This window comes from Anabaena sp. 54, assembly GCF_017355725.1.
In the GTDB taxonomy this organism is placed as follows: domain Bacteria; phylum Cyanobacteriota; class Cyanobacteriia; order Cyanobacteriales; family Nostocaceae; genus Dolichospermum; species Dolichospermum heterosporum.
Map to the genome: position 1 here is coordinate 13,159 of NZ_JAAVWA010000001.1, position 20,454 is coordinate 33,612.

At 36.9% G+C, this 20,454-nt stretch carries 27 protein-coding genes; 13 read left to right on the forward strand and 14 right to left on the reverse strand.

Annotated features, from left to right (window positions below; all coding sequences use genetic code 11):
* Positions 1 to 22 precede the first annotated feature (22 nt).
* On the reverse strand, positions 23 to 640 hold the full coding sequence (locus HEQ36_RS00045) for a TMEM165/GDT1 family protein (RefSeq protein ID WP_168636587.1): 618 nt from the start codon (positions 638 to 640) through the stop codon (positions 23 to 25).
* Between the two features lie 279 nt (positions 641 to 919).
* On the opposite strand from HEQ36_RS00045, the gene arsM reads away from it, so the two are divergent.
* Positions 920 to 1,888 carry an arsenosugar biosynthesis arsenite methyltransferase ArsM gene (gene arsM, locus HEQ36_RS00050; protein WP_168636588.1) on the forward strand — a complete coding sequence of 323 codons (969 nt, stop codon included), beginning with the start codon at positions 920 to 922 and terminating at the stop codon, positions 1,886 to 1,888.
* A gap of 67 nt (positions 1,889 to 1,955) precedes the next feature.
* Here the strand turns inward: arsM and HEQ36_RS00055 are convergent, their stop codons facing one another.
* Positions 1,956 to 2,762, reverse strand: a complete 807-nt coding sequence (locus tag HEQ36_RS00055; RefSeq protein WP_168636589.1) for an Rpn family recombination-promoting nuclease/putative transposase — start codon at positions 2,760 to 2,762, stop codon at positions 1,956 to 1,958.
* A 384-nt stretch (positions 2,763 to 3,146) separates the two neighbouring features.
* Between HEQ36_RS00055 and HEQ36_RS00060 the strand changes: the two genes are divergently transcribed.
* The 4 genes from HEQ36_RS00060 (at position 3,147) to HEQ36_RS00080 (ending at position 7,586) form a co-directional block, all read left to right on the forward strand.
* Positions 3,147 to 3,644 carry a hypothetical protein gene (locus HEQ36_RS00060; RefSeq protein ID WP_168636590.1) on the forward strand — a complete coding sequence of 166 codons (498 nt, stop codon included), beginning with the start codon at positions 3,147 to 3,149 and terminating at the stop codon, positions 3,642 to 3,644.
* A 52-nt stretch (positions 3,645 to 3,696) separates the two neighbouring features.
* Positions 3,697 to 4,998: an SUMF1/EgtB/PvdO family nonheme iron enzyme gene (locus HEQ36_RS25920; RefSeq protein ID WP_168636591.1), complete on the forward strand. Its 1,302-nt coding sequence runs from the start codon at positions 3,697 to 3,699 to the stop codon at positions 4,996 to 4,998.
* A 422-nt stretch (positions 4,999 to 5,420) separates the two neighbouring features.
* Positions 5,421 to 6,395, forward strand: coding sequence for an arsenosugar biosynthesis radical SAM (seleno)protein ArsS (gene arsS, locus HEQ36_RS00075; protein WP_168636811.1), 975 nt, complete (start codon positions 5,421 to 5,423; stop codon positions 6,393 to 6,395).
* A 471-nt stretch (positions 6,396 to 6,866) separates the two neighbouring features.
* A complete protein-coding gene (locus tag HEQ36_RS00080; protein ID WP_168467412.1) occupies positions 6,867 to 7,586 on the forward strand; it encodes a class I SAM-dependent methyltransferase in 720 nt (239 codons plus the stop codon).
* Positions 7,587 to 7,885: 299 nt separating this feature from the next.
* Here the strand turns inward: HEQ36_RS00080 and mnmA are convergent, their stop codons facing one another.
* Positions 7,886 to 8,938 (reverse strand): tRNA 2-thiouridine(34) synthase MnmA, encoded by a 1,053-nt coding sequence (gene mnmA, locus HEQ36_RS00085; RefSeq protein WP_168636812.1) that lies wholly within the window; start codon positions 8,936 to 8,938, stop codon positions 7,886 to 7,888.
* 211 nt (positions 8,939 to 9,149) lie between these two features.
* On the opposite strand from mnmA, the gene psbP reads away from it, so the two are divergent.
* From psbP to HEQ36_RS00110, 5 genes are all read left to right on the forward strand, one after another.
* Positions 9,150 to 9,695 (forward strand): photosystem II reaction center PsbP, encoded by a 546-nt coding sequence (gene psbP / locus HEQ36_RS00090; protein ID WP_053541333.1) that lies wholly within the window; start codon positions 9,150 to 9,152, stop codon positions 9,693 to 9,695.
* An 88-nt stretch (positions 9,696 to 9,783) separates the two neighbouring features.
* The gene (locus HEQ36_RS00095) at positions 9,784 to 10,377 is read left to right on the forward strand and encodes a nucleoside triphosphate pyrophosphatase (RefSeq protein ID WP_168636813.1); all 594 of its coding nucleotides are present in this window, start codon (positions 9,784 to 9,786) and stop codon (positions 10,375 to 10,377) included.
* A gap of 181 nt (positions 10,378 to 10,558) precedes the next feature.
* The gene (locus tag HEQ36_RS00100) at positions 10,559 to 10,849 is read left to right on the forward strand and encodes a nucleotidyltransferase (protein WP_027404262.1); all 291 of its coding nucleotides are present in this window, start codon (positions 10,559 to 10,561) and stop codon (positions 10,847 to 10,849) included.
* Positions 10,839 to 11,168: a DUF86 domain-containing protein gene (locus tag HEQ36_RS00105; protein WP_205748609.1), complete on the forward strand. Its 330-nt coding sequence runs from the start codon at positions 10,839 to 10,841 to the stop codon at positions 11,166 to 11,168. Before HEQ36_RS00100 ends, HEQ36_RS00105 begins: the two co-directional genes overlap by 11 nt.
* A gap of 78 nt (positions 11,169 to 11,246) precedes the next feature.
* Positions 11,247 to 11,987 carry a phycocyanobilin:ferredoxin oxidoreductase gene (locus tag HEQ36_RS00110; protein ID WP_168636814.1) on the forward strand — a complete coding sequence of 247 codons (741 nt, stop codon included), beginning with the start codon at positions 11,247 to 11,249 and terminating at the stop codon, positions 11,985 to 11,987.
* 416 nt (positions 11,988 to 12,403) lie between these two features.
* Here the strand turns inward: HEQ36_RS00110 and HEQ36_RS00115 are convergent, their stop codons facing one another.
* A complete protein-coding gene (locus HEQ36_RS00115; protein WP_168636815.1) occupies positions 12,404 to 12,916 on the reverse strand; it encodes a hypothetical protein in 513 nt (170 codons plus the stop codon).
* 264 nt (positions 12,917 to 13,180) lie between these two features.
* On the opposite strand from HEQ36_RS00115, the gene HEQ36_RS00120 reads away from it, so the two are divergent.
* From HEQ36_RS00120 to HEQ36_RS00130, 3 genes are all read left to right on the forward strand, one after another.
* Positions 13,181 to 14,521, forward strand: coding sequence for a glycoside hydrolase family protein (locus tag HEQ36_RS00120; RefSeq protein ID WP_168636816.1), 1,341 nt, complete (start codon positions 13,181 to 13,183; stop codon positions 14,519 to 14,521).
* 256 nt (positions 14,522 to 14,777) lie between these two features.
* Complete coding sequence (locus HEQ36_RS00125) at positions 14,778 to 15,023, forward strand: hypothetical protein (RefSeq protein WP_168636818.1); 246 nt, start codon at positions 14,778 to 14,780, stop codon at positions 15,021 to 15,023.
* The gene (locus HEQ36_RS00130; RefSeq protein WP_168636819.1) at positions 15,020 to 15,280 is read left to right on the forward strand and encodes a type II toxin-antitoxin system RelE/ParE family toxin; all 261 of its coding nucleotides are present in this window, start codon (positions 15,020 to 15,022) and stop codon (positions 15,278 to 15,280) included. The genes HEQ36_RS00125 and HEQ36_RS00130 overlap by 4 nt, the downstream gene beginning before the upstream one ends.
* A gap of 56 nt (positions 15,281 to 15,336) precedes the next feature.
* Here the strand turns inward: HEQ36_RS00130 and HEQ36_RS00135 are convergent, their stop codons facing one another.
* From HEQ36_RS00135 to HEQ36_RS00180, 10 genes are all read right to left on the reverse strand, one after another.
* Positions 15,337 to 15,597 carry a DUF5615 family PIN-like protein gene (locus HEQ36_RS00135; protein WP_267902202.1) on the reverse strand — a complete coding sequence of 87 codons (261 nt, stop codon included), beginning with the start codon at positions 15,595 to 15,597 and terminating at the stop codon, positions 15,337 to 15,339.
* The gene (locus HEQ36_RS00140) at positions 15,584 to 15,700 is read right to left on the reverse strand and encodes a DUF5615 family PIN-like protein (RefSeq protein WP_267902203.1); all 117 of its coding nucleotides are present in this window, start codon (positions 15,698 to 15,700) and stop codon (positions 15,584 to 15,586) included. Before HEQ36_RS00140 ends, HEQ36_RS00135 begins: the two co-directional genes overlap by 14 nt.
* The gene (locus HEQ36_RS00145; RefSeq protein WP_168636820.1) at positions 15,701 to 15,949 is read right to left on the reverse strand and encodes a DUF433 domain-containing protein; all 249 of its coding nucleotides are present in this window, start codon (positions 15,947 to 15,949) and stop codon (positions 15,701 to 15,703) included. It abuts the gene before it with no gap.
* Between the two features lie 124 nt (positions 15,950 to 16,073).
* Positions 16,074 to 16,301, reverse strand: coding sequence for a helix-turn-helix transcriptional regulator (locus HEQ36_RS00150; protein ID WP_081981380.1), 228 nt, complete (start codon positions 16,299 to 16,301; stop codon positions 16,074 to 16,076).
* A 303-nt stretch (positions 16,302 to 16,604) separates the two neighbouring features.
* Positions 16,605 to 17,534 carry a DNA methyltransferase gene (locus HEQ36_RS00155; RefSeq protein ID WP_205748610.1) on the reverse strand — a complete coding sequence of 310 codons (930 nt, stop codon included), beginning with the start codon at positions 17,532 to 17,534 and terminating at the stop codon, positions 16,605 to 16,607.
* A gap of 220 nt (positions 17,535 to 17,754) precedes the next feature.
* Positions 17,755 to 17,925, reverse strand: a complete 171-nt coding sequence (locus HEQ36_RS00160) for a hypothetical protein (RefSeq protein ID WP_168636821.1) — start codon at positions 17,923 to 17,925, stop codon at positions 17,755 to 17,757.
* Positions 17,922 to 18,956, reverse strand: coding sequence for a site-specific DNA-methyltransferase (locus tag HEQ36_RS00165; protein ID WP_039200993.1), 1,035 nt, complete (start codon positions 18,954 to 18,956; stop codon positions 17,922 to 17,924). Before HEQ36_RS00165 ends, HEQ36_RS00160 begins: the two co-directional genes overlap by 4 nt.
* Positions 18,957 to 19,060: 104 nt before the next feature.
* Positions 19,061 to 19,312, reverse strand: coding sequence for a FeoA family protein (locus tag HEQ36_RS00170; protein WP_168636822.1), 252 nt, complete (start codon positions 19,310 to 19,312; stop codon positions 19,061 to 19,063).
* Between the two features lie 311 nt (positions 19,313 to 19,623).
* On the reverse strand, positions 19,624 to 19,923 hold the full coding sequence (locus HEQ36_RS00175) for a 2Fe-2S iron-sulfur cluster-binding protein (protein WP_039201032.1): 300 nt from the start codon (positions 19,921 to 19,923) through the stop codon (positions 19,624 to 19,626).
* 140 nt (positions 19,924 to 20,063) lie between these two features.
* Positions 20,064 to 20,432 carry an iron-sulfur cluster assembly accessory protein gene (locus HEQ36_RS00180; RefSeq protein ID WP_039200997.1) on the reverse strand — a complete coding sequence of 123 codons (369 nt, stop codon included), beginning with the start codon at positions 20,430 to 20,432 and terminating at the stop codon, positions 20,064 to 20,066.
* Positions 20,433 to 20,454 lie beyond the last annotated feature (22 nt).

Sequence of the window (20,454 nt, forward strand, 5' to 3'; positions counted from 1 at the left end):
CTGCGCCCCTACGGGGTTGAATTTATTTGCCTTCTATGGCGGCGACTATGCCGAAGATGATAAATAGGAAGCCGCCGATAAAGGTAATTTGCCGTTCGGAAATTTTACCTGCTATTAATCTACCACCGATGACGGCGATCGCTGCACAAATTGCGTGTCCTAATATTGCACCAGCGGTGACACCAATGGGGTTATTTCCAGCAGCTAGGGCTATGGTGGCTATTTGTGTGCGATCGCCCCATTCTGCTATAAATGTTAATACGAAGGATTTCAGTAAAATTGACCAAACACTTTTTTGCTGGGAATTATCTAAATCTGCTTTTTCCACCGCTTCTTGTGCTTCTTCTGCGACTTCTTCGGTAGCAGATATAGCCATTTTATTGGCATCATAAATTAACTTCAAACCAAAGGCAATAAAGAAAACTATTTCGGCGTAATGAATATAGTCTTTTGGCAATAAAGATGCTACCTGCCCAAACGCAACTGATAAGACAGTCATAGCCGCCAAAGCAGCTACCACACCAGCGAATACCAAGCGTCGGGGGTGGTGAATGGACAAAATCACAGCAATAAAAAATGTTTTATCACCTAGTTCGGAAAAGGTAATTAGTAGTAAACCTTGGGTAAAAGCTGTTAACACTCTCTCAAACTCCTAAAGGATTTTTTACCTGTGTGGAGTATCAATGAGAGCAATCAAACCTCACTGAACTCCACATAGTTAAATGTGTAGTCAGTGAAGGTCTCGCTTTCAAATACTTTATTTATTCGCTATCTAAACCAGGCTCATCACCAGTATGTTGACTTAGATATACTGAACAGAAAATTTTAATTTACTGTCAGCAGCTACTCCCCTTCTATTAGTCATGTATAATACTCTTTTTGACAATAAAAGTCAAGCCATAAACCCTAATTTGAGATTATGACCTATTTAGAAACCGCAGCCGAATTTTACAGCCAAGTTGCCCAAACACCAGAAATAGGTCTTTGTTGTGTCCAAAGTACGCCTTTACAACTACCAGGACTGAAAATTCCTCTAGCTATGCAGGAAATGAACTATGGTTGTGGAACTACGGTTCATCACAACGAACTCAATAATGAACCAACAGTCTTATATATTGGTGTCGGTGGCGGTTTAGAAGCTTTGCAATTTGCTTATTTTTCTCGTCGTCCTGGTGCGATTATTGCTGTCGAACCTGTGGAAGCTATGAGAGAAGCTGCAACCCGTAATTTACAACTTGCTGCAAAGGAAAACCCTTGGTTTGATCTTAGCTTTGTCGAAATTCGTCCGGGAGATGCGTTTAATTTACCTGTTGTTGATGCTTCTGTAGATGTAGTAGCGCAAAATTGCCTGTTTAATATTTTTGAACCAGCAGATTTAACTCGTGCTTTAAAGGAAGCATATCGAGTATTGAAACCAGGTGGACGCTTGCAGATGAGTGACCCGATTGCAACAAGTCCAATTCCTGCTCATTTACAACAAAATGAACATTTACGCGCTTTGTGTTTATCTGGCGCACTTACATATCAAGGGTATACTAACTTAATTATTAATGCTGGTTTTGGACAAATTGAAATTCGCGCTCGTCGTCCTTATCGCTTATTAGATAAACACAATTATCAATTAGAAGAAAATCTACTTTTAGAAAGTCTAGATTCTGTGGCTTTTAAAGTGGAAATTCCCGCGGACGGTGCTTGTATTTTTACTGGTAAAACAGCGATTTATGCAGGTAAGGAAATATTTTTTGATGATAAGAATGGGCATATTTTACAAAGAGGAATTCCCGCAGCAGTTTGTGATAAAACAGCTAGAAATTTAGCAGTTGTAAATCCTGAAGAAATTATAATTACTGATTCTACATGGTATTACGATGGTGGGGGATGTTGTTAATTTTAGATAGTTATAGCTTGCGTGACGATGCAATAATCATCCGCCACGCTATCAGCAAGTCCTAAAACTATGATTCTTGAATTTCCTTTTGTAAAGCCTGAATTTGTGCAAGAGATAATTCAGTAACTTCAGAAATTTGTTGTAAATTCATGCCAATTCGTAACAATTGCAAAGTAAACTTTTTGGTAGCTTCAGCTTTACCTTCAGCTTTACCTTCAGCCTTACCTTCTTCTAAAGCTTCTTGATAAACTCTGGTTTGTTTCAACTCACTTAAACCTAACATAGCTTCAATCTCCTCTCTGCTTTTTTTGGGTAATTTGTAGACGATAATTGTCTCAATCAGATTAATTAAATCCCGTTTAATTTTGATATCAGTTAGTTGTTGGTTTGCTTGTGCAATTAAGCGTCTTGCTAATGCTGGTGCAGCCTTCTCTGTTTCTATTACTAGTTTAACAACTCCCACCCCTAAAGAACTCTCTCTCAACTCATCTAAATAAATGCGTGTAACTCGTTCAAGTAGCAAGATTTCGCCAAATTGTAAATTCTGTTCTCTTTCTATATTACGACTAGGATAGATGATGACAGCTTGCCAAGGATGAGGAGTTTTGTATTGTCGTAGGTAGAGAAAAAGCTCTGCAAAGAGACGATAATATAAATTATCATCGGGTTGAAATTGAACCTCGACAATGTAAAATGGTTTTTTAGGATCTTTGGTGGTTGGTAAAAATAAACCGTCTAAACGAAAAGCCAGTTGTTTAACTTCACGAGAGGTAAATTCATAAACATCTGCTTCTGTGGGAGAATTATTAATTAGTTCAAAAAAGATGCTAGGAAATGCTTGAAATAAGCTATAGAAAATTGTATCGGTTTTCACGGTAATTGAGTAATTCTTCTATCTAAACTCTAGTGAATTTTATCTCTTGTAGGGTGCGTCAGAGAGGATATTTTGACAAAAAACAGATTTCTTCTATCTGACGCACCCTACTCAATAAGTTATTCCCAAACGACGCAATTTCCTCGTTCCCAGTCTCTGACTGGGAATGTCATCTTAGAGGTTCTACCTCTAGGTATAATAGAGGCAGAGCCTCTTAACTACATTCCCACGCAGAGCATGGGAACGAGATGTCTAAATAAATGCGTGTAACTCGCTCAAACAGCAAGATTTCCCCAAATTATAAATTCTCTTGCTTTTATTTCTAAGTTCAGTATGGTTTAATTTAGATGGAATAAATAATTAATTTTATTAAAATGGCTGTTTATGCCTAAACAAGATCCCGCAAAATTAAAAAAGGTATCTATTAGTCTTCCCTTTGGTATTGGTGCTGCGGAATGGGAAGCGGACACAACGGAACGGAAAGCCGCTTGGTCGTTGTATGTGGAACTGGTGACACGGGTTGCTGTGCAATCCTTAGAAGTTGACCAGGGGTTAGTGCGGGAAGCGTTGAATTCTTTGTATAGTTTATTCGGAACTACCCGCGAAGTTCTCAAAGCGGCTGGGCCTGATGTGGGTGCTTCTAAGAACTCAGTCGGGGGTATTGCTATTGCGGTGTTGAATAATGGGTTGCGACCATTTTTAGCTAAATGGCATCCTATTTTACAGGCTTGGGAAGCAAGACGGCCTATAGGGGTGAGTGCTAAAGAACATGAGGTGAGTTGGACAGAAGAAGCAAAGTTGCGAAGCGAGTTGGCTGCTTTGCGAGGTGATTTAGAAAAGTATGCGAAGGCTTTGGCGATTATTGCTGGTGTGGAGGAGTAAAATGGTAAAGGTTTTCTAAAAATAGTTAAATATTGAAATAAAAGGAGTATTTATGGGTGAATATCATGTATTTCTCAGTCATGCGTCTGAAGATAAAGAGACATTTGCTAGACCATTGTATGAAAGATTAATTGATGAAAACTATCGAGTATGGTACGACGAACAAGAAATTGAGTGGGGAGATGAATTAAATAGGAAAATTACAGAAGGTCTAAAAAAATCACAGTATGGAATGGTCGTAATTAGTCCTAGTTACTTTGCTAAACACAAAGAATGGACTTTTATGGAATTTGATAATATATTAGAAAGTGATAAAATTCTGCCTATTTTGCATGATATAGATCTGCCACAAATTAAAAGAGAGCATCCAAAAGAATACGAGAGAATAAAGAATTGGCTGTCCATTAGTAGCAACAAAGGAATTGAGTATATTGTCCAGCAAACCCAGAGAAAACTTGGATTTCCAATAAAGAAGTTTGACTTTCAAACTGCTAAGATATCAACAAATTTGCTATCAACGGTAACAAGAAATACGCCGTTAAATTACCTTTCTAAAAGTGCAGAATATTTTACACAAAACCTGCGAAATGGTGTAACTTTGGAAATGGTATCTATCCCTGGTGGAACTTTCAAAATGGGTTCTCCAGAAAATGAGGAAGGTTATAGTTCTTATCAAAGTCCACAACATCAAGTTACTGTTCCCCCATTTTTCATGGGTAAATATCCAGTTACTCAACAACAATGGCGAGTCGTGGCTGCACTAGAAAAGGTTAACATTGATTTAAAATCTGATCCATCTTATTTTAAAGCTGATGGTTCGACTTCACTCACCAACAATTTGCCTGTTGAGTGTGTATCATGGAATGATGCTCAAGAATTTTGTGCCAGACTTTCCCGAATGGCAAATAAAACCTATCGTTTACCTAGCGAAGCTGAATGGGAATATGCTTGTCGTGGAGGAACTACTACCCCGTTTTATTGTGGGGAAACAATTTCTACGGATTTAGCTAATTATAATGGTAACTACACTTACGGGCAGGGACAAAAAGGACAATATCGAGAAAAAACCACAGAGGTAGGAATTTTTCCCGCCAACCCTTTTGGTTTATATGATATGTGTGGGAATGTGCTGGAATGGTGTGAGGATGGGTGGCATGGAAACTATATAAACGCGCTTACCGATGGCAGTGCTTGGACAAGTCTAATCAGTCAACTTAAGCGGCTGCGCCGTGGTTCGTGGTACGGCAATCCTGGCTATTGCCGTTCTGCTTGTCGCGACTACTACGACCTCGATAACCTCAACGACCATCTTGGTTTTCGGGTTGTATGTAGTGGTGCGGCGAGGACTTGTTAGCACTCTACACTTTTGCTCTTTTGCGCTTTGCGCTCTTATTCTTTTCACTTCCCTAGCGTAACGGAGTGGAGCGATCAAAAATATTTTACTTAGATTTCGGGAATGATTGATGGGTTGTCTCTCTATGATATAGGAAACTTTCGATTTAGTCAAGTGGTATGTTCCAATTATCAATAGTCTGCCACTTCCCCCTGTCTCTTAGAGGTTGTTTGAAAAGTATTATATCAAACCCGTAATCTCCAAAAACCTAACCCCCCTACCCCCCTTCCCTGCAAGGGAATGGGGGTTTTAAAGCCTCTCCCCTTGCAGGGGAGAGGTTTGGAGAGGGGTCAGTCTATATATTCAAAACTTTTCAAACATCCTCTTAGGTTGAATGACCTTTAAAATATCCTCTTATAGAAATTCGTGCTAGAGATGCTTCTATGATTACACCTTTTTTTCAACAGCTAAATTCACCTTTAACAAAAAAGCAAATTAACGTTTTACAAATTAATTTGGGAAAACGTTGTAATTTAGCTTGTAACCATTGCCATGTAGAAGCTAGTCCCAAGAGAACTGAGGAATTAACACCGGAAATTTGTCAACAGTTAATTACCTTGATTGAGAAGTTTCCAGAAATCAAAATTGTTGATTTAACTGGTGGCGCTCCAGAAATGAATTATGGTTTTAAGTCATTGGTAGAAGCTGCTATAAAGGCAGGTAAACAGGTAATTGTGAGATCAAATTTGACAATCTATTTTGTGGAGGGATTTGAGGATTTGCCAGATTTTTTTGCTCAACATCAAGTCAAGATTGTGGCTTCTCTTCCCTGTTATTTGGCAGACAATGTGGATAAAATGCGGGGGAATGGTGTTTTTGATCAATCTATTCAAGCTTTGCAATGGTTAAATAAAATTGGTTATGGTGAAAACCCAAATTTAGTTTTAGATTTAGTGTACAATCCTCCATTACCAAATAGTGAAGATTTTTCTTTAACTCCCGAACAGGAAAATTTAGAAAAGGCTTATAAAACCTTTTTGATGGAAAATTTTGATATTAGATTTAATCATCTTTTCACCATTACTAATATACCTGTGGGGAGAACCAAGTTTCATTTAGAAAAAAAGCAGCTTTATTCTAGGTATTTGCATTTTTTAGAGTCTCACTTTAACCCCAACACAATTGATGGTTTAATGTGTCGTGAACAACTTTCAATTGATTATTTAGGGAATATTTTTGATTGTGATTTTAACCAAATGATGAATTTACCTGCAAAAACTAGCAATGGTGAAAAATTGACGGTGAGCAAATTATTAGAAATTGGTAGTTTAGATATAATTCAAGAAGTCCAAACTGCTGAATATTGCTATGGTTGTACTGCGGGGTGTGGTTCTAGTTGTGGTGGCGCTATAGTATAAGGTGACAAATATTAAGAATATATATATGTCATCAAAGAATTACTTTGTAAAGAAATTTGCGGTAGTTGAACTTCTAATTTTTAGATGAAGTATGATGAAGTGAGTTAAGTCTCCTCACACCACATTTTTTATTAAAGCCGTGAATTTATTTTTTCACGGTTTTTATTTTTTTATGGACAAAAAAATAATTATGACTTACGCATTGATAAAATTTTTAACGGGTGGTTTTGTTTGTGCAGGGGAACAGCCAATTAACAACCCAATGAAACTAAGAGGTTGTTTGAAAACTTTTTCGTGTGGTATCTGACACCCGCAGATCCCCCTAAATCCCCCTTGAAAAGGGGGACTTTGAGGAATTTAGCCCCCTTTTGTAAGGGGGGTTGGGGGGATCTCGATTAATTCTGATACTTTTCAAACATCCTCTTATACTGCTATTATTTTCAATATATTGTCAGTTATGGGAATGCTTCCATGAATACTCTGAAAACTCAATCAGATAATTACTTTAAGAAGAATTGGGAAACATATCAAAAAGTCTTAGCCAATAATTACATGGAACACCGAGAAATTTATGGTGTTTTGCATAAATTATTAACTGATTACTTGCCAACACCATTTTCCTTACTTGAACTTGGATGCGGTGATGCTAGTTCATCAGTTCAAGCTTTATTAAATACTACCGTTGCCTCCTATACCGGAATTGACTTATCTGCGGCTGCTTTGGAAATTGCCCAAGGCAACATGGCACAAATTAACTGTGAACAAACTTTTATTGAAGACGACATATCGAAAGTTGTTGAGGAACTAGCTGAAAACCGAAAGCAAAGCTTTGATATAGTTACGACTTCCTTTGTTTTACATCATCTAAGTTTGGCACAAAAAGATAAAGTTATTGAGCAAGTATTCCATCTTTTGAAACCCAAGGGTGTATTTGTTTTGATTGACATAGTTTGTAAAGAAGGGGAAGACCGAGAAAAATTTGTTAATCGCTACTTAGAAAATATGCGTCAAAACTGGACTGCACTCTCGTCTCAAGATATGTCCATGATTGAAAATCATATATCTACTTATGATTTGCCCGAAACTCAAACTACTTTGTACCAAATTGCACAAAAGCACAATTTTGTTCGTTTTGAATGCTTATACAAAGATACTCCTGAATCTGCACAATTTTTATGCCTATACAAGTGATTTTACACTCTCAGGGGTAAAGATACGGATCGAAACTATCATGACTTTGACACTCTTACTGGCTTTAGCCACTGAGATTCTTGGTTCAACGAGTCCACTTAGGGACTTCCAAATAAAAAAATACTCAACCACCTAACGCAAAAATCTCTCAAACCCTTATTCCTCTGTGTCCTCTGCGCCTCTGTGGTTCGTTAATCAGGATAATTTATTTCTTGGAAGTCCCTTAATTTAGACCCCTTGCGGTATTTAAGCCAGAGGTGGTTCTCTCCCCAGAAAGACAGGGCGCAGGCCCTGCGCCCCTACGATTGTTCGATGATTCCGCCAGCTAATACCATATCTTCGTCGTACCAAACCGCTGCTTGTCCAGGGGTGATGCTGAATTGTGGTTCATCAAATACTAACCGGACGCGGGAATCTGGTAGGGGAATGACTGTGACGGGTACGGGTTGGGAACGATAACGGATTTGAACTTCGGCGCGAATGGGGGCAACGGGTTCAGCTATGGAAACCCAATTTACTCGATTTATTGTACATTCTGACTGAGATCCTTTGGTGCGATCGCCTACAACTACTTTGTTATTAGCTGCATCTAATTCAATTACATACAAGGGTTCGGCTGCGGCGATGCCTAAGCCTTTTCGCTGACCAATGGTGTAATGATGAACACCATCATGTTGTCCCAAAACTTTACCAGTGGTATCCACAATATCACCAGGTCGAGGAGCTAAATATTTATCTAAAAATGCCCGCATAGAGCCATTGCTTTCTACTAAGCATAAATCTTGACTTTCTGGTTTATCGGCGGTTTTTAAGTTGTATTCAGTAGCAATTCTGCGAGTATCAGTTTTATTCAGTTCACCCAGGGGAAAAATTGTTGCCCCTAATAAGTCTTGGGATAAGTCATAGAGGAAATAAGATTGATCTTTGTTGCGGTCTACGGCTCGTAATAGTTGGTAACGGTTAGTGGTGTCATCGTAGCGGATTTGGGCATAATGACCTGTGGCGATTTTATCCGATGCCAATTTTTCCCTTGCATATTCCACCATTGGACCGAATTTCACCGTTTTGTTACATTGGGAACAAGGCAACGGCGTAATGCCTACGCTGTAACCTGTCACTAAAAAATCAATAATTTCTGTTTGAAAGACATCCCGAATATCAACAATTTCATGGGGTATACCCAATTGTTCACAAATATTAGCCGCGTCGATCATTCCTTCAGAGCAACATTGCCCTTTGCCTTTCATCAGCCAAAGAGTTAAACCAATTACATCATAGCCTTGATTATGCAGCATAGCGGCGGCTACGGAACTATCAACGCCACCGGAAAGACCAACGACAACTTTTTTCATACTTTTAGATGTGCTTGCGGCTGATTTTGACAACAAAGAGGTTTTTTATTTGACCACAAGGTGCGAGACTGTCCAATTATAGCACACATACTTATCAAGTCTGAAGAAGATGGCAAAAGGAAAGTCTCCAGATTGTCCAGATTAGTGAGAAAATAAGAACTTGCAATTATCTTTACCTTGTATTCTTGACGGACAAAAGGAATTGGAAAAAATGTGGCAAAGAATTACGTTGATCTTATTATTGGTGTTGAGCTTCAGCTTGAGTAGTGTTGGTGTGGCTAATGCGGCTGGACTAAATCGGTTTGTAGATAGTGCTGACGGTTATCAGTTTGATTATCCTAATGGTTGGTTACAAGTTAAAGTTGGTGATGGGCCTGATGTGGTGTTTCACGATTTAATTGAAGTATCAGAAAATGTGTCTGTGGTAATTAGTCCTGTTCCCTCTGGTAAAACTTTAGCGGAATTGGGAACACCAACGGAAGTTGGTTATAAATTAGGAAAGGCGGCTCTTGCTCCTGTAGGTTCTGATCGGACTGCTGAGTTAATCAATGCGGCTGCAAGGGAAGTAAATGGGAAAATTTACTACTTTCTAGAATATGCAGTTAAATTTCCGAATGGACAGGAAAGACATAATATTTCTAGTGTGGCTATCAGTCGTGGTAAGCTGTTTACGTTTAATGCTTCTGTTCCTGAGAGACGTTGGAAGAAGCTGCAACGAATGATTGATGAAGTTGTGAGTTCTTTCGCTGTTTATTAATTGGGGACTGGGGACTGGGGACTGGGGAGTGCTTACAAAAATAAGTTATTCAATTATTAATTACCAAACATTATTTATACAGAAATCTATGAAAATTCCGCAATTTGTGCTTGCTTCTGCTTCTGTTGCCCGTCGTCGGTTATTGCAAACTGTGGGAATTGAACCAATAGTTTGTCCGAGTGATTTTGATGAGTCACAAATACAACTAACTGAACCTGGGGAATTGGTGAAAACGCTGGCTAAGTGTAAGGCGGAAACTATGGTTTCCCAATTTCCAGCGGCTTTGGTGATGGGTTGTGATTCAGTTTTGGCTATGGGTAGAGGGATTTACGGTAAACCAGGGGATGCAGAGGAAGCGATCGCTCGCTGGCAATTGATGCAAGGTAATTTTGGTGACTTGTACACTGGTCATGTTTTGATTGATACTACTAAAAATCAAACTGTGGTTAAATGTCAAGTTACTAGGGTGTATTTTGCGAAAATGAGCGATCACGCTATTCTTGCCTATGTAGCTACAGGTGAACCTCTTCAATGCGCTGGAGCATTTGCTTTAGAAGGTTTTGGGAGTTTATTTGTGGAGAAAATCGAGGGTTGTCACAGTAATGTCATTGGTTTGAGTTTACCTTTATTGCGGCAGATGATCGGGGAATTGGGATATGAAGTTACAGATTTTTGGGGATAGTTAAGTAATTATTATTCCCAATTTTTAATGGATAAAATGTTAAAAAATAGGGACTCCGCAAGGCAGAAGTCAAAAGTCAAAAGCAATATTGAGCAAGATTTTTGGCAATTAAAAATGGTTGGTTTATTTACGCCGTGCTGCACTACTATCTTAATATAGAATTGGTTTAGGAAAATAAAGCATGAAACGAGATGAGGTACTGGCAACTTTAGCTGCACATAGAGAAAAGTTGCAGGAACTGGGAGTAAAATCCCTTAATTTGTTTGGTTCAGTGGCGCGGGATGAAGCTAGTTCAGATAGCGATGTAGACTTTTTAGTGGAGTTTAATCGTTCGGGTGGGTTGTTTCAACTTTTGCAAGTGCAGTATTATTTAGAAGATATTCTGGGATGTTCTGTTGATTTGGGAACGGAGGATGCTTTGAGAGAACATTTGCGAAAACCTGTATTAAAGGATGTCATTCGTGCCTTCTAGAGATTGGCGGTTTCGTATTCAAGATATTGTCTTATCTATCAGTGAAATTAAGCAAAGGACAAGGGGTGTAACGTTTGAGGAATTTACAAAAAATCAAACGCTTGTCAAAGCTGTTCTCTATGATTTCGTCGTGATTGGAGAAGCTACTAGAAATGTTCCTAATGATATTCAGTTACGCTATCCTCTTATACCTTGGCGGTTAATGGGAGGGATGCGAAATGTTGTAACTCACGAATATTTTCAAGTTGATTTGAGTAGAGTCTGGAAACAATTCAAAATGATTTATCCTCATTATTGCCACAACTACAAGAGGTTCTAGAAAGAGAAATATCAGGAGAATAGTTGATCTGGTACAAATAATTGTAAACTAGGAAATAAATTGTATTTCCTAAATAATATGTCTTCTACACCTTCTCTCCGTGAACAACAACATCCCCTGATTCATCAACTAGCTGATTGTATTGAAGCGGTTTGGCATAAACACCTAGACTTATCACCATACCATTTACCTGCGGAATTGGGATATGTAGAAGGTAAATTAGAAGGGGAAAAACTGATTATCGAAAATCGTTGTTATCAAAGTCCCCAGTTTCGCAAAATACACTTGGAACTAGCAAAGGTGGGGAATATGTTAGATATTCTGCACTGTGTGATGTTTCCTCATCCTGAATATGATCTTCCCATGTTTGGTTGTGATTTAGTCGGAGGTAGAGGTCAAATTAGTGCTGCTATTGCTGATCTTTCGCCAGTAAACTTAGATCGAATTTTACCAGATGGTTATAATTCCCAACTTAGTAAATTAACCACAGGCAATTTTTCTCAACCTCGTGATTTACCAGAATGGGGCAATATTTTTTCCGATTTTTGTCTGTTTATTCGTCCTAGTTCCCCCGAAGAAGAGACAAGTTTTTTGTCTCACGTAGAATCATTTTTAGATATTCATTGTACCCAAGCGATCGCATCTAGTCCAGTTGCACCTGAAAAAGTAGCTCAAATTATGGCTGGACAATATAATTATTGTACCAAACAACAACAAAATGATAAAACCCGTAGAGTTTTAGAAAAGGCTTTTGGGATAGATTGGGCAGAAAATTATATGACTAAAGTTTTATTCGACTTGCCAGAGTTGCCAGAATAATCTGAGAAAATATTACCAGAAGTCTCAGCAATTAAAAATTGCTATGGCAGCATCCCAATTATGCGGTAAGCATAGATGCTTAGAGACTTCAGGGAGAATAAAAGGCAAAATAGCCGAAAAGTGATGAAGAGAAAAAATGACTCCTGAAGAAACGCAGAAACTACAGCACTTCCCGGTGTTATGAGGTACAAGAACCCCACCCCCAACCCCCTCCCCGCAAGCGATGAGGGGGCTAAGATGTACCTCATAAGAGCGGAAACCGCTGTAAATGAACAATAAATTTAAATTCTGTGTTAAGTACTATACAGAATTTGGATGCTAAAAATCACAATTTAAACAAATGACCCATATTTTTTAATATTGATCAAGGATTTGGGAATTAAGAGGAAAGTCTAACATATATACAATACTCTTACTCAATTATTTGATTCTACCTGTTTAATTATCTCTAAAGGTAACTCTAACACCTCTGCAATTTGCTCATCATTTAAACCAAAATATCGTAATTTATCAATTTTTTCTATCTTAGTTTTATTCTGATTTTGTTGCTTTAATTTAGAATTACCAGAATGGCTTTTATCTGGTTTAGTTTTAGGTTGTTTAGAACCAATATTTATACAGCCAATTAAATTACTATTAATTTTACTATTATCACCCAAAGAAATATTCACATTTCCCTGTTGTTCTAGAACTGATTTAAGATTACTTTTATCAACTGGTTCATCAAAAATATCAGATAACATTTTTAAAAGTTCGTAACCTACATCCTTTGCATGACCCGCGCTACAACCACAATCTTCAGCAATATCAGCATACTTTTGATGCTTTAGTGTCCCCTGAATAACTCCACGTTGCAAGTCATTGAGACGTTTGCCTGTATTGAGATAGACAGCCTCATCCACAAGTTGTAGTAGTTCGTGAACCTGCATAGTTAAAAATGTAACGCGACACAAGTAATGATAGCAGACTTTATCCGTATATTTCCGCTATTTTCCGTCTGTTTGTAATTTTTTTTTGCAATCCGCTTTTTTCCGCTTTTCAGGTTTGAGTGTGTGGTGTAAAGTGGGTGAAGAACAAAAGGAAACTTAGTACCTTTTAACACATCTTATTTTTTGTGAACCCTCAACATTACTGGAGGTATATCAAAAAATTTGAAGATGATCTCAAAAGAACTTTAGCCTAGAGTTAAACGCATGAAACCAAGTAACGAGTGTTTTAGTTTAATTAAAAAATGGGAGGGGTTGCACAAGAAGCGCCCTGATGGTTTGATTGAAGCGTATAAAGATCCAGTTGGAATATGGACGATTGGGTTCGGTTCTATAGAACACTTGGATTTGAACAGACCCATTCAGCCCGGTGATGTTATCAATCTAACAACAGCAGAACGCTGGTTGAAGATGGAAGTTGAACAAGCAGCAGAAGATGTTGATCAGCTTTGTCGAGCAGCTTTAACACAAGGTATGTTTGATGCCTTAGTTTCCTTTGTTTATAACATTGGCATTGGAGCATTTGGTGAGTCAACACTATTACGAAAACTGAATAATGACGTAGATTACGAAGGTGCAGCCCGCGAATTTGACCGTTGGGTACATGGTACAGACAATGGTACTAGAACAGTTTTGCCAGGATTAGTCAATCGTCGTAATGACGAAGAAGCTTTGTTCCGAAGAGATGGGTTAAATCCTTCGGTGGGAAATTCTGCAAGTTCCACTTCAGTCCCAACTACAACCCCTACTACTTCATCAGTAGAAGAACGTCCCTATCACCCTGCTCCTGTACCTCTACCATTTACCAGTGCATTAATTGTCAAGGGTGATGTCGGAGATGATTGCTATATCCTCAATTGCGCTCTTGCAGGATTGGGATTCCTGCGGATGACTTCGCAGCCAAATGAGTTTAATGATATTACCAAAAGTGCTGTTGAACTGCTGCAAAGACGTGAGGCTTTAAGCAAAATTGATGGTAAGGTCGGACAAGAAACCAAAAGAGCGCTCGAAAATGCTCTAAGACGAGCGCGGGGACTTGTTCCTGCTCCTACGCCGGATAGAGGCGTTTACTGTCGCCTTACACGCACCAGTAAAGATGCGTATGAAGGCTTGAAATTGTGTAAATTGGAGTTTGTACATCCCACACGAGGTGTGGTTGAATCCCTAGAGGTAGTATCTGGCGCACCAGGAGCGCAGCGTTTCTTACTATTTAGCGATCCTGACAGTTTTCCAGGTAGTCTACAGCCAATTCCTCAAGGTAGCTATATTATCGGCGATATTGACTGGGCAGGAGGTAAAGATAATTATAACGCATCCCATCCACACTTAAACAACGGACTTGGTCCTGTATGGGTTCCGTTCGTTGGTAAGCAATCAGATGACCGTGACGCATTTGGATTTCATGCTGATTGGAACTGGATTAAAGAGGGACACAGTCCTGGTAGTGCGGGTTGCGTCTGTGTAAGTTCTATTAATGATTTAAAAGAACTGGTACGTTTATTGCGAGAGTTTGATCCGCGGTTGCTAGTTGTAGATTGGGGATTGTAGCCCACATTCCGCACTTCATTTTGTAATACACCAAGATTACCAATATCGGGCTAATAATGGTCGGATAGCGATTCCTACGGAGCACTTCGCTATCGCATTACCACCAGTTTTGTAGGGTGTGTTAGCGATCGCATAACGCACCTTTTTTGTACTGTTGCTAACCTACGCTATAGTTATAACTTCTCTCTCTGGTAGTACATTAACTGAAAATATGACATAATTGAAAATATAATTAACCTCAAAAGGATTATTAATAATGACAGTAGTTAACTTACAAATTTCCTTTGAATCATTAATTGCGGCAATTTCATCTCTCAATTTACAAGAAAAGCATCAACTTTTGGAATTTCTAGAAGAACAACTTTTAGAAGATGAAGAAGATTTAATAGAACAAAATCCCCAAATTATGTCGGAAGTTGCAGAATCTCGCAAAGCTTATCAAAATGGCGACTATCAAACAATTCAAGAATATATTGCTAATCAAAATCCTCAAATCTCATGAGCTATGAAGTTATTATCCCAAAACCAGTGCAGAAACAACTGAAAAATTTACCACCAACCATAAATGAGCGAGTTTTAGAGAAAATTTTATCTCTAGTTGAAGATCCTCGTCCATTTGGAGTTAAAAAACTCAGTGGTTTTGATAATGAATATAGAATTAGAATAGGAGATTATCGAGTACGTTATGAAATTAATGATGAAACTCTTACTGTTATAGTTCTTCATTGTCAACACCGTAAAGATATTTATAAAAAATGAACTTATGTTATCAATTTTCCCCATTTTTCATTCTCATTTTTCTTTTGAATCAGTAATTATCCTATCCTGGCAAATCTAATCTGAGTTTCAGTGACTACCACAAAACTATCTACTAACTGTTCCTTATGCTGCTCTAATACCTGTTGTAAAATATAGATTTTATTTGCAGAGCGTTCATTTTCCAAACGCAGAAGAATCACACCCCGGTGAGGGTATTTATCTCGATAAACTTTCTCGCCAAAATCTTTGTCACTAGTAATCAAAATCCAATTTTCATCAAAGGCCTTTTGAATAATTGTGTCATCATCTATTCCCATCTATTCCCCGTCCTTGTTCATAAACTGAGAAAACTTCATAATCTTGTTCACGTAACCAGCGAGCGACAGTCACACCTGTATTTTCATCTACTAAAAATCGCATCTAAGCAATCTCCGCAATTAAAGGCATGAAACTGGTACTTTCTAGAGAGCGAGATGCAAATAATAAACAAGCGCGAATATCTGCTTCTACTAAACCTTCATATTCTTCCAGAATTTCTGCGACTGTTGCACCATGTGCAAGGAGATTAAGAATATACTCGACGGTTAAGCGTGTACCCTTAATTGTCGGTTTTCCAGCCATTACTTTGGGATTTGTAGTAATACGATTCAGTATTTCTCGTTCTATCATATATTCTCAAGTGGTAAAGAACATAGCAGTTACATTTATTATATTATTTGATGCTGTAGGTTGGATCAAAATTTTACCTAAAAGGAAAATTTGCTTTCTACAGGTTCAAGATATGGTTGGCTACTCAGATATCAATCTCAGAAATTCCTGATAAAGTAACTTGTGGACGGTTAGGAAATTCAACAACAAGCTTTAAATCACCACCTAAATCAGCAATATACTTTCGCAGAATTGAAAGCATTAAATCAGTATTTTGTTCCATTTGAGAAATATTTCCTTGATCAATTTGAAGAAGTTTTGACATTTGCTCTTGAGTGAGTTTGAGTGCTAGTCTCAATTGTTGTCGTGTCATTTCTTCAGCAATGAGAAAGTTAGATTCTTCAGAAATTTTTTGCTGTCTTTCTAGTGGTAACTGTTCTAGTTTTTTCTGGCTCTTGCGTCCCTTTTATGGTGATTGAGGATTGATGATAACAAAACCCTTACGGGACAAGGGTTATAAACAATTATTTCCATATTTTCAATGAAATGCCTACACAATAGGGCTTTCAATGATTTTGAACCAGGTTTTCCATAAAAATAACCGAAGAACCTTTTTTCTTTAGAGTTTTCCTCATTGTTTATTCTCACTTTTCTTCTGATTGGGTTTTTAATTGAGTTAGAATAGATATTCTTGTAAAATTATCCGCCAAGCTTGAATATGAGATTCTTTAATTTCTGTTGAATTTCTAGCATCTTTTACTAATTCTTCGGTATATGTGTTAATAAATTCACGATAATCTTCTATAAAACGCAAGTAATATTTTAAAGTATTCACAATACCATTAGCAATAATCTCTAAACCACTTTCTCTTTTAATATTCAAAATTAATTCATTAATATATTCTTCTTCATCTTGATTAATAAAACAGTCTTTATATGTCGTCAGAATATAATACCTTTCTATTGTTGTATTGGCAGATTTTTTCACTATATCTAATATCATATTTCTATCAATAGGAACATTATGTTTTATTTCTAATATTTCAAATGGATTATTATGGTTATCTCTTATTTCTATATCACCATAACCATGTTTATCAGCAGAAGTATGAACATTTAAAGGTAGTAATATTTTATTTTCAAATCTGCGGATAGTTTTAAATAACTGTTTGTAAATAGCAAAAATTACGATAACTGGTAGCCTAGAACTTAAAGGTTCTTGAAAATGTCTTTCTACCATTTTCATCACTCTATTAATATTGATAATATTTACAGAATTAGCAACTTCTAAAGTTTCTAAAAAAACCACTTCATGATATTGGGACAGAAGATGCAACTGCGATAAAATATAAATTATGCATTGTTCAATATCAATTTTTTGATTTTCAATTTTATCAATTAGTGTTAAAAAAGGTTCAACTAAACTTTTGCTTCTCAATGGTAATTTTATTCCTTCCTCAAAATTCCAGATAATTTCTGCGCGTGTTGCTTTTGTTAAAAATGCAGTTTCCTTATTAGCGTATCGTGGAAAATTTATTTTAAAAAATGGTGTAGTTACCTTAGTATCAAGGACTCTAGCAGAATATCCATTTGGAAATTTAGCCATGTGTAACCTAATATCTTGCTCAGGTTTAATTATTTTCTTAAGTAAAGTTGTAATAATTACCTGAATTAAAGATTTATCAGTTTCTATTTTCTGAATAAAAATATCTAGGCTTACTTTTATGGCTCTTGCGTTGTTTTTATGGTAATTGAGGATTGATTATAACAAAACCCTTACGGGGCAAGGGTTATAAACAATTATGACCATATTTTCAATGAAATGCCTACACAATAAGGCTTTCAATGGTTTTGAACCAGGTTTTCCATAAAAAGAACCGAAGAACCACTTTTATTTCTTCCTGAATTTCTGATAATGCTTGATTTTCAATTAATTCAATTGCTTGCTGATAAAATTTTTCTAATATTTCTATGTCTTGATTATAATTATATTTCATATAAATAATTCCTGTTGTTTAGAATCAGGTTCTTCCATACGGTTATTAGCTAAATTTACATACTCAGGATTAATTTCAATTCCTAAATAGTTTCTATTTAAATTTCTAGCTGCTACACAACTAGTCCCACTACCACAAAAAGGATCAAGGACAAAATCACCTTCTTGAGTTAACAATTTAATAAGTTCTTGAATAATATATATAGGATAAACTGCTGGATGATGATTATTTTTAGTAATTTCTACCGGACTTTCGATGATGTCTTTTTTCATCGTGTTTCCTAAAATTCTAATAATAGTAAAACCATTATTCTTAATTTGGTTATTTCTGCCTCCATCTTGTCCACCATAGGCTAATTTATGTATTCCATGAATTTTCATTCTAAATCCTTCAATTTCTCCATTATGTACTGCCAAAATAGCTTGATTTAATGCTTTAGTAGCATTTATTTTTTGTTCTTCGCTTAAATCTGAATTTTTGATTAATTCCAGATATTTTTTACCTAATTTATCAGATGGTTTACTTTTTATGCTTTTATGAAAAGTGTCTAAGTGTTGTAAATAACTATCTAAATTAAAGTAATAATCCTTTGATTTAGCAAATATGAAAAAAGGTTCTGTAGCTTGTATTAATTTCCTTTTATCTTGACGTGGTGTAGGATTTAGTTTTGACCATGTAATTTGATTAATAAGAAAAATACTTTGATTTTGGGTGGCTTGAATTGCAAATTTATAAGGAATTAGAGATAAACTGCCATTAATATATTTATCTCCCAAATTAAAAACTATTGCTCCAGTTTTTTTCAAGACGCGCACACATTCCCAAAAAACTGTTAGTATATTTTTTAAATATTCTCCTTCAGTTGCTTCATTACCTATACCCAAATCACCATTTCCATAATCACGTTGTTGAAAATATGGTGGTGAAGTAATAATTAAATCAAAACTATCATTCTCTATTTGTTTGAGAACAGATAGATTGTCACCCAGAAGAATTTTATTTCTACAGTCTAATATTTCTTGTAATTTCATACAATTATCAATGAGTATTAATTTAAATTGTTACATTGACCTAATAATACAGGTTTTATGTCTTTTAAATCACAATTTAAACAAAAGTTAATAATCTCTATTTTTCACCCATCAATTACCCGCACATAAATAGCCCGTGCTATTTCCCGATCTATAGTCATAGATAAACCACCACATTTAATCACAAAAGTCGGAAATTGCTGTTCTACAGTAATCGTATTCCCTGTTTTAATGCCCATTAATATCAGCTTTTTTCTAATTGTCTCATCTTGACTTTGGCAAACAGTAACAATGCCACGATCTCCTGATTTCAGCAATTCTAAAGAACAACCCATAATAGTAAAAGGAGTAAACATTGTATTATCAAAATAAAAAGCGAAAATTGAAATGATGAAAGATGATAAACATCCTCCATCATTGTTAAAAATGAAAGGGTAAAGCAAAAGCTTAATGGTGTCAACTTAATCTCAAATCCCTACCACATCTCGTTCCTAGTCTCTGACTAGGAATGCAGTTGATGAGGCTCTGCCTCTAATATCATTGAAGGCAGAGCCTTCTAAAATGCGTTTCCAGTCAGAGACTGGGAACGAGATGAACGAGATGAACATTCTCCATCATTGTTAAAAATGAAAGGGTTTAGCAATGCTAAACCCCTACAAATATTGTATTAAGCAAGGTAAGGTTCTTGGTGGGTTTTGATTGTGCAGTTAGAACGAGGATAGGTAACACACAATAAAGCGAATCCTTTGCCCATTTGCTCATCATCTAGGAAAACCTGATCGTCTTGATTGACTTCACCTTCAACAATCTTACCTACACAACTAGAGCAAGAACCGGAGTGACAGGAAAAAGGTAATTCAATACCAGCTTCTTCTGCTCCTTCTAGAATTGTGGTGTCTTCGTCAATTTCAACTGTAGTGTCTAAATCTTCTTTTTTGTTGATCAATCTTACTTGATAACTTGCCATTTTCCAATTCTCCTCAAAGATTAATGAAGTGAGCTTTTGAGTTACAGCAACGGACAAGGAGGTGAGGACATCAACTAATAATAAATAAAAGACTTTTAGCACTGTCACCTGTCACCTGTTCCCTGTCACCTGCTATAGAGCTATTGTCCACAAGGTACACCTGTGGGAGTACCATCATTGGTTTTAAAAGACTTGCCACAACCGCAGGTATCAGTTGCATTGGGATTGGAAAACTTGAAACCGCTATCCATGACTCCCTCAACAAAATCAACTACCACACCTGCTAATAACGGCGCACTTTTAGCATCAACGTAAATCAACACATTTCCTTGTTGAGATACGACATCATCAGGTTGGGGCTTACTGGTAATTTCGATGCCATACTCGTAGCCGCTGCAACCACCGTCTTTAACCCAGATGCGGACACCCTTTTTAGCGTCTTCGGTTGCAGAACCTTTTAAAAATGCCCGCAGACGAAATTCAGCCTTTTCTGTTAAAGTAACAGTCATTTTGTTTCCTATTCTGTAGCGA

Bases quoted from the DNA above. Each gene is read 5' to 3' on its own strand.
- HEQ36_RS00100 (WP_027404262.1), top strand. From the start codon at position 10,559: ATGAAACGAGATGAGGTACTGGCAACTTTAGCTGCACATAGAGAAAAG.
- arsM (WP_168636588.1), top strand. From the start codon at position 920: ATGACCTATTTAGAAACCGCAGCCGAATTTTACAGCCAAGTTGCCCAA.
- HEQ36_RS00180 (WP_039200997.1), bottom strand. From the start codon at position 20,432: ATGACTGTTACTTTAACAGAAAAGGCTGAATTTCGTCTGCGGGCATTT.
- HEQ36_RS00145 (WP_168636820.1), bottom strand. From the start codon at position 15,949: ATGATAGAACGAGAAATACTGAATCGTATTACTACAAATCCCAAAGTA.
- HEQ36_RS00120 (WP_168636816.1), top strand. From the start codon at position 13,181: ATGAAACCAAGTAACGAGTGTTTTAGTTTAATTAAAAAATGGGAGGGG.
- HEQ36_RS00135 (WP_267902202.1), bottom strand. From the start codon at position 15,597: ATGGGAATAGATGATGACACAATTATTCAAAAGGCCTTTGATGAAAAT.
- HEQ36_RS00160 (WP_168636821.1), bottom strand. From the start codon at position 17,925: ATGAAATATAATTATAATCAAGACATAGAAATATTAGAAAAATTTTAT.
- HEQ36_RS00140 (WP_267902203.1), bottom strand. From the start codon at position 15,700: ATGCGATTTTTAGTAGATGAAAATACAGGTGTGACTGTCGCTCGCTGG.
- arsS (WP_168636811.1), top strand. From the start codon at position 5,421: ATGATTACACCTTTTTTTCAACAGCTAAATTCACCTTTAACAAAAAAG.
- HEQ36_RS00170 (WP_168636822.1), bottom strand. From the start codon at position 19,312: ATGTTTACTCCTTTTACTATTATGGGTTGTTCTTTAGAATTGCTGAAA.
- HEQ36_RS00130 (WP_168636819.1), top strand. From the start codon at position 15,020: ATGAGCTATGAAGTTATTATCCCAAAACCAGTGCAGAAACAACTGAAA.
- HEQ36_RS00150 (WP_081981380.1), bottom strand. From the start codon at position 16,301: ATGACACGACAACAATTGAGACTAGCACTCAAACTCACTCAAGAGCAA.
- psbP (WP_053541333.1), top strand. From the start codon at position 9,150: ATGTGGCAAAGAATTACGTTGATCTTATTATTGGTGTTGAGCTTCAGC.
- HEQ36_RS00125 (WP_168636818.1), top strand. From the start codon at position 14,778: ATGACAGTAGTTAACTTACAAATTTCCTTTGAATCATTAATTGCGGCA.
- HEQ36_RS00165 (WP_039200993.1), bottom strand. From the start codon at position 18,956: ATGAAATTACAAGAAATATTAGACTGTAGAAATAAAATTCTTCTGGGT.
- HEQ36_RS00110 (WP_168636814.1), top strand. From the start codon at position 11,247: ATGTCTTCTACACCTTCTCTCCGTGAACAACAACATCCCCTGATTCAT.
- HEQ36_RS00115 (WP_168636815.1), bottom strand. From the start codon at position 12,916: ATGCAGGTTCACGAACTACTACAACTTGTGGATGAGGCTGTCTATCTC.
- HEQ36_RS00080 (WP_168467412.1), top strand. From the start codon at position 6,867: ATGAATACTCTGAAAACTCAATCAGATAATTACTTTAAGAAGAATTGG.
- HEQ36_RS00155 (WP_205748610.1), bottom strand. From the start codon at position 17,534: ATGGCTAAATTTCCAAATGGATATTCTGCTAGAGTCCTTGATACTAAG.
- HEQ36_RS00175 (WP_039201032.1), bottom strand. From the start codon at position 19,923: ATGGCAAGTTATCAAGTAAGATTGATCAACAAAAAAGAAGATTTAGAC.
- HEQ36_RS00095 (WP_168636813.1), top strand. From the start codon at position 9,784: ATGAAAATTCCGCAATTTGTGCTTGCTTCTGCTTCTGTTGCCCGTCGT.
- HEQ36_RS00060 (WP_168636590.1), top strand. From the start codon at position 3,147: ATGCCTAAACAAGATCCCGCAAAATTAAAAAAGGTATCTATTAGTCTT.
- HEQ36_RS25920 (WP_168636591.1), top strand. From the start codon at position 3,697: ATGGGTGAATATCATGTATTTCTCAGTCATGCGTCTGAAGATAAAGAG.
- mnmA (WP_168636812.1), bottom strand. From the start codon at position 8,938: ATGAAAAAAGTTGTCGTTGGTCTTTCCGGTGGCGTTGATAGTTCCGTA.